The sequence below is a fragment of the Phenylobacterium sp. genome (assembly GCF_036723115.1).
GTDB lineage: Bacteria > Pseudomonadota > Alphaproteobacteria > Caulobacterales > Caulobacteraceae > Phenylobacterium.
Map to the genome: position 1 here is coordinate 1 of NZ_DAIMHV010000159.1, position 6185 is coordinate 6185.

The window sequence follows — 6185 nt, forward strand, 5'->3', positions numbered from 1 at the left end:
CCCCAGAGCCCATGCCCCCTCGCCTCAAGCCCACCCGTCTGGAATATGTCGTCGACGGCGTGCGGTTGCGGGCGCAGTTGTCGGCCGCCGCGCTGGATGCGGCCGGCGATGAGGCCGAGCAGCGCAGGCGCGCGCTGGAGATCCTCAAACAGGCCCTGTTCCGCGGCCGGATGATCGCCAAGGAGCGGCTGGAGAACGGCGCCGGCGGCATCGAGACCGCGCGCCTGCTGTCGGGCGTCACCGACGAGGTGGTCACCGCGCTTTACGACTTCACCACCGTCCACATGATCCGGGCGCGCAATCCCACCGAGGGCGAGCGCCTGTGCCTGATGGCGGTGGGGGGCTATGGGCGCGGGACGCTCGCGCCCTTCTCCGACCTCGATCTCTTGTTCCTGCGGCCCTACAAGCAGACCGCCCATGTGGAGAGCGTGATCGAATACATGCTCTACGCCCTGTGGGATCTGGGCTTCAAGGTGGGGCACGCCTCGCGCACCATCGAGGAGTGCGTGAAGCTGGCCCGCGAGGACTTCACCATCCGCACTTCCATCCTGGAGTCCCGCCGCCTGACGGGGGACGAGGACCTGGCCCAGGAGCTGAAGACCCGGTTCCGCAATGAGGTGGTGCGCGGCACCGGCGCGGAATTCGTGGCCGCCAAGCTGAAGGAGCGGGACGAGCGTCAGGCCCGCGCCGGCGCCAGCCGCTACATGGTCGAGCCCAATGTGAAAGAGGGCAAGGGCGGCCTGCGCGACCTCAACACCCTCTTCTGGATCGCCGAATATCTGAACCCGTCCGAGCGCATCGACGGGGTGCCCCAGCTGGAGATGTTCGAGGGCCGCGAGATCCGCACCTTCATCCGCGCCTTCGACTTCCTGTGGGCGGTGCGCGCCCATCTGCACTTCACCACCGGCCGGCCGGAAGAGCGGCTGACCTTCGACCTGCAGCCCGAGATCGCCCGGCGCATGGGCTATGGCGACCGGGCCGACAATCCGGCGGTGGAGCGCTTCATGCGGCGATACTTCCTGATCGCCAAGGAGGTGGGCGCGCTCACCCGCGTCTTCGCCGCCAAGCTGGAGGCCGAGCGGGTCAAGCAGGCGCCCAAGGGCATCTCCCGCCTGCTGCCCGGCGCCCGGCGCAAGTCCAACCGCAAGCCCCTGGACGTGGCCGGCTTCCACGAGGAGGGCGGACGCCTGGGCGTGGAAGGGCCGGAGGTCTTCGAGGCCGACCCCCTGAACCTCTTGCGCCTGTTCCAGATCGCCGACCGCCGGGACCTGGACCTGCATCCCGACGCCTTCACCGCCGCCACCCGGTCCCTGAGCGTGATCACCTCGAAGATGCGCCGCGACCCCAAGGCGGCGAAGATCTTCCTGGACATCCTGGCCGGCGGCCGCGACCCCCAGCGCACGCTGACCCTGATGACCGAGGCCGGCGTCCTGGGCCGCTACATCCCGGAGTTCGGACGCATCGTCGCCCAGATGCAGTTCAACATGTACCACTCCTACACGGTGGACGAGCACACCCTGCGGGCCATCGGCGTCATCGCCGACATCGCCGCCGGCCGGCTGGCCGACGACCACCCCCTGGCCGTCTCCCTGATGCCGCAGATCCAGGAGAAGGACGTCCTCTTCCTGGCCATGCTGCTGCACGACACGGGCAAGGGCGGGGTGGCCGGGGGCCAGGAGAAGGCCGGAGCGCGGGCCGCGCGGGCGGCCTGCGAGCGGCTGGGCCTGCCCCGGGCGCGCATCGACCTGGTCGCCTGGCTGGTGGAACATCACCTGGAGATGAGCGACTACGCCCAGAAGCGTGACATCTCCGATCCCCGCACCGTGGCCGACTTCGTGCGTCTGGTGCAGACGCCCGAGCGCCTGCGCCTGCTGCTGGTGCTCACCGTGGCCGACATCCGCGCCGTGGGCCCCGGCGTCTGGAACGGCTGGAAGGGCCAACTGCTGCGCGACCTCTACGCCTCGGCCGCGGCGGTGTTCCGCGGCGGGCGGGCCAGCGACGCGGTTTCGGTGGTGCGCCAGCGCCAGGCCTTCGCCGCGGCCGAGATTCGCGCCCGGCTGGTGGAGGCCGACCCCGCCGCCGGCGCCTGGGCCGAGGCCATGGAGGACGCCTATTTCACCGGCTTCGGCCAGGACGAGATCGCCATCCACGCCGCGGTCTCGCAACGGGCCCTGGCCGAGGGGGCCGCGGCCATGGGCTATGTGCGCGAAGACCTGAACGCCGCCGAACTGGTGGTGGCCGCCGCCGACCGGCCGCGCCTGTTCGCCGACCTCGCCCGGGCCATCACCGTCTCCGGCGCCAGCGTCCTGGGCGCCCGGGTCTTCACCTCCCGCCAGGGCCAGGCCCTGGACGTCTTCTACCTGCAGGATGTCACCGGCCAGCCCTTCGGCCACAACAATCCGACCGCCCTGCCCCGCCTGGCCGAGGCCCTGGAGGCCGCCGCCCGCGGCGAGCCCCCGGCCGGCGATCCGCCCCGTCCGGCGGACCTGGCCCGCACGGCGGCCTTCGCCATCACCCCCTCGGTGCTGATCGACAATGAGGCCTCAGAGAGCGCCACCATCGTCGAGGCCGCCGGCCGCGACCGGCCGGGCCTGCTCACCGCCCTGGCCAGCACCCTGGCCGAGGCGGGACTGTCCATCACCTCGGCCCATATCGATTCCTATGGCGAGCGGGCGGTGGACGCCTTCTATGTCACCGACGCCGCCGGCTGGAAGGTGACGGCGACCAAGTCGCTCACCGCCCTGCGCCAGGCCCTGCTGGCCGTGCTGAACGAGGGCGAGACCACCGCCCGGCCCCGCACCCGGGCGCGCCTGGAACGGGCCAGGGCCAGCGTGGCGCGCTGAACCCATCGGCGGGGCGGAGGCGCGGGCGCGGCCTCAGCGCCCCTCCATCTGGTCGAGCATCCGCTCCAGGGTGGACAGCTCGTCGGCCTCGCCGGGCGGCTTGTCCCAGCGCAGGCGGCTGATGCGGGGAAAGCGCATGGCCACGCCCGACTTGTGCCGGGTGGACCTTTGCAGGCCCTCGAAGGCCACCTCGAAAACCAGGCCGTGGCGCGGCTCGGCGCGCACCGAACGCACAGGGCCGAACCGCTCAAGGGTGTGGTCGCGGACGAATTTGTCGATCTGCTTCAGCTCCTCGTCGGTGAAGCCGAAATAGGCCTTGCCCACCGGCGTCAGCATGCGGGCGCCGTCCGGCCCGATCGTCCAGACGCCGAAGGTGTAGTCGGAATAATAGCTCGACCGCTTCCCATGGCCCCGCTGGGCGTACATCAGCACCGCATCGATGAGGAAGGGATCGCGCTTCCACTTGAACCAGGGTCCCTTGGGGCGGCCGGCCTCATAGATCGAGGTCAGGTGCTTCAGCATCAGCCCCTCGGCGATCTGCGGGTCGCCGGGCGGAGGGTCGGCCCGCAGGGCGGCGAGCTCGGCCCAGCTGGCGAAGGGTTGCAGCGGCGAGATGTCGATGCGCGGCTGGGCCAGACGCGCCACCAGGGCCTCCAGCCGCGCCCGTCGGGCGGTGAACGGCAGGGGCCGCAGGTCCTCCCCCTCCAGGGCCAGCAGGTCATAGGCCCGGATGGCGGCGGGATAGGTCCGCAGCATCTTCGCATCCACGCTCTTGCGGTTCAGGCGCTGCTGCAGGTCGCCAAAGGGCGCCACCGCCCCCTCGCGGCGGACCAGAAGCTCCCCGTCCAGGGCGCCTTCGAAGGCCAGCGCCTCCAGCACGTCGGGGAAGACCGCCGAGATATCATCGCCCGTGCGGCTGTAGAGGCGCTTCACCCCGCCCTCGCTGACGGCCTGGATGCGGATGCCGTCCCACTTCCACTCCGCGGCGTAGGCGGCCGGATCGAGCCGGCCGAAATCCACCGCCTCGTCCAGGGCCTGGGCCAGCATGACCGGCCGGAATCGCCCGGGCGCGTTCGGGGAGGGCCGCTCGCCCCGCCCTTCCAGCCAGGCGAACAGGTCCTCATAGGGGGGATGCTGGGCGTGCCAGACCTCTTCCACCTCGGCGATGGCCACCCCGCCCAGATCGGCGCAGGCCTGTTTGGCCAGGCGGGCGGAGACGCCGACCCGCAGGCCCCCGGTCATGAGCTTGAGCAGCGCCCATCGGCCCGTGGGCTCAAGCGCGTCCAGCCATCCCTCGATCAGCCGCTGAACCTCGGCCCGGCTCGCCCCGGCCAGGGCGTCCACCACCTCTGCAAGCTCCGGCTCGCGGTTGGCGCCGGGCTTGGCGGGCCAGACCAGGGCCACGGTCTCGGCCAGATCGCCCACATAGTCATAGGACCAGCCGAACAGCACCGGATCCATCCGCGCCTCCACCGCCTTGCGGATGAAGGCGGGCTTGGCCGCGGAAAAGGCGAGATCGCCGGTGAGCGCCGCCAGCGCCCAGCCCCGGTCAGGGTCCGGCGTCTGGGCCAGATGATCGCGCACCAGGGTCAGCTTGGCGTTGCGCGAGGCGGTGAGCGACAGGCGGTCGAGAAGCTCGGCGAAGGCGCGCATTCAGCCGGGTCCTGCGCTATAGGCGGGGCGACCGCCTCTGCTCACGCCTGGACCCCGCCCATGCCCGACGCCCGCGTCACCTGCGTCAGCCGCCAGCCCCGCAAACAGCCCCACGAGGGCGTCACCCATCTGGGCGGGCCGGGATGGAAGCGCACCCGCGAACAGGTCATCGAGGCCATCGAGGCCCGGCGCGACACCTTCCACATCATCGTCGGCGGCCAGCGCTCGGAGATCGGCGTGCTGAACGGGCCGGGGGGCAAGTATCTGCGCGCCTATGCCGACAACCAGTGGAACGACCAGCTGCTGAGCCTGCCCGCCTGCATCTGACGCGTGGCTGAGGAAAGTCTGTCTCACGGGCGGCTGGCGCCTCACGCCTCGTCCTCCTCTTCATAGCCCACCAGGGCGAGCGCCCGGGCCGGAACCCCGTGCAGTTCGGCCCAGCGGGCCAGGGCCTCCTCCCGGCCATGGGTGATCCACAGCTCGCCGGGGCGGATCTCATCCACCGTGGCGGTCAGCTCGTCCCAGTCGGCATGGTCGGAGATGATCAGCGGCAGCTCCACGCCCCGCTGGCGGGCGCGGGCCCGAACCCGCATCCAGCCCGAGGCGAAGGCCAGGACCGGATCGGCGAAGCGGCGGCCCCAGCGGTCGGCCAGGGCCGAGGGCGGGCCGATGACGATGGCGCCGGCGAAGTCCTGCTTGCGGTCGGTGGTGGCCGGCAGGAGCGGGCCCAGCGCCACGCCGTGCGCCTCATAGAGCCGGTTGAGCCGCTCCAGGGCGCCGTGGATGAAGATGGGCTGCGCCCAGCCGGCTTCGCGCAGCAGGCGGATGATCCGCTGGGCCTTGCCCAGGGCGTAGGCGCCCACCAGGTGGCTGCGGTCGGGAAACTGGGCCACCGAGCGCAGCAGGCGGGCGATCTCGCCCGCATCATCGGGGTGGCGGAACACCGGCAGGCCGAAGGTCGCCTCGGTGATGAAGACGTCGCAGGGCACGGGTTCGAACCCCGCGCAGGTGGGGTCGCGCCTTCGCTTGTAGTCGCCGGAGACCACCATGGTCAGCCCCTTGCAGCGGACCACCGCCTGGGCCGAACCCAGGACATGGCCGGCGGGAACCAGGGTCACCTCCACCCCGTCGCGGCGCACGGTCTCGCCATAGGCGCAGGCCTGGCGCCGACCGGTGAACTCGGCGCCGTAGCGCTCGCCCATGATGGCCAGGGTCTCGGGCGTGGCCACAACCGTTCCGTGACCGGCCCGGGCGTGGTCGGAATGGCCATGGGTCACCACCGCCCGGTCCACCGGCCGGACCGGGTCGATATAGAAGTCGCCCGGCGCGCAATAGAGGCCCTCGGGCCGGGGGCAGAGCAGATCCTGGGGCTTGAGCATCAACCCTCCAGATGGGGCGGCGCGGGCAAGGGCGCCAGATTACGAAACGTCCACTTCATTACACAGTATTCATATTGTGAAATCGAGCTCATGACTAAGACTTAACAAGCATTGGCGGAGATCGAGAACTATACACCGGGTCATCGGAACGCGGCGACGCGCTCCACCAGATCAGAACCGACACCACACCAGACCTGAAAGACACCGCCATGACCCAGACCCGCTTCCCCCTCGTGACCCTCGCCCTGGCCGCCGCCCCCCTGCTGGCCATGATCCTCACCGCCACCCAGACCCTGCCGCTCTTCTGACC

Annotated in this window: 4 protein-coding genes; 2 read left to right on the plus strand and 2 right to left on the minus strand. The window is 71.0% G+C overall.

Going from position 1 to position 6185, the window contains the following annotated elements; genetic code table 11:
* Positions 1–11 precede the first annotated feature (11 nt).
* Positions 12–2843, plus strand: coding sequence for a [protein-PII] uridylyltransferase (locus V7D28_RS13175; protein WP_333587844.1), 2832 nt, complete (start codon positions 12–14; stop codon positions 2841–2843).
* A gap of 33 nt (positions 2844–2876) precedes the next feature.
* Here the strand turns inward: V7D28_RS13175 and V7D28_RS13180 are convergent, their stop codons facing one another.
* A complete protein-coding gene (locus V7D28_RS13180) occupies positions 2877–4496 on the minus strand; it encodes a cisplatin damage response ATP-dependent DNA ligase (RefSeq protein ID WP_333587841.1) in 1620 nt (539 codons plus the stop codon).
* Between the two features lie 60 nt (positions 4497–4556).
* On the opposite strand from V7D28_RS13180, the gene V7D28_RS13185 reads away from it, so the two are divergent.
* Positions 4557–4823 (plus strand): DUF3892 domain-containing protein, encoded by a 267-nt coding sequence (locus tag V7D28_RS13185; RefSeq protein WP_333587842.1) that lies wholly within the window; start codon positions 4557–4559, stop codon positions 4821–4823.
* Between the two features lie 41 nt (positions 4824–4864).
* Here the strand turns inward: V7D28_RS13185 and V7D28_RS13190 are convergent, their stop codons facing one another.
* Entirely contained in the window at positions 4865–5875 is a 1011-nt protein-coding gene (locus V7D28_RS13190) for a ligase-associated DNA damage response exonuclease (protein ID WP_333587843.1), read from the minus strand.
* Positions 5876–6185 lie beyond the last annotated feature (310 nt).

Excerpts from the sequence above, each read along its gene's own strand:
- V7D28_RS13175 (WP_333587844.1), top strand. The coding sequence starts at position 12 with ATGCCCCCTCGCCTCAAGCCCACCCGTCTGGAATATGTCGTCGACGGC.
- V7D28_RS13180 (WP_333587841.1), bottom strand. The coding sequence starts at position 4,496 with ATGCGCGCCTTCGCCGAGCTTCTCGACCGCCTGTCGCTCACCGCCTCG.
- V7D28_RS13185 (WP_333587842.1), top strand. The coding sequence starts at position 4,557 with ATGCCCGACGCCCGCGTCACCTGCGTCAGCCGCCAGCCCCGCAAACAG.
- V7D28_RS13190 (WP_333587843.1), bottom strand. The coding sequence starts at position 5,875 with ATGCTCAAGCCCCAGGATCTGCTCTGCCCCCGGCCCGAGGGCCTCTAT.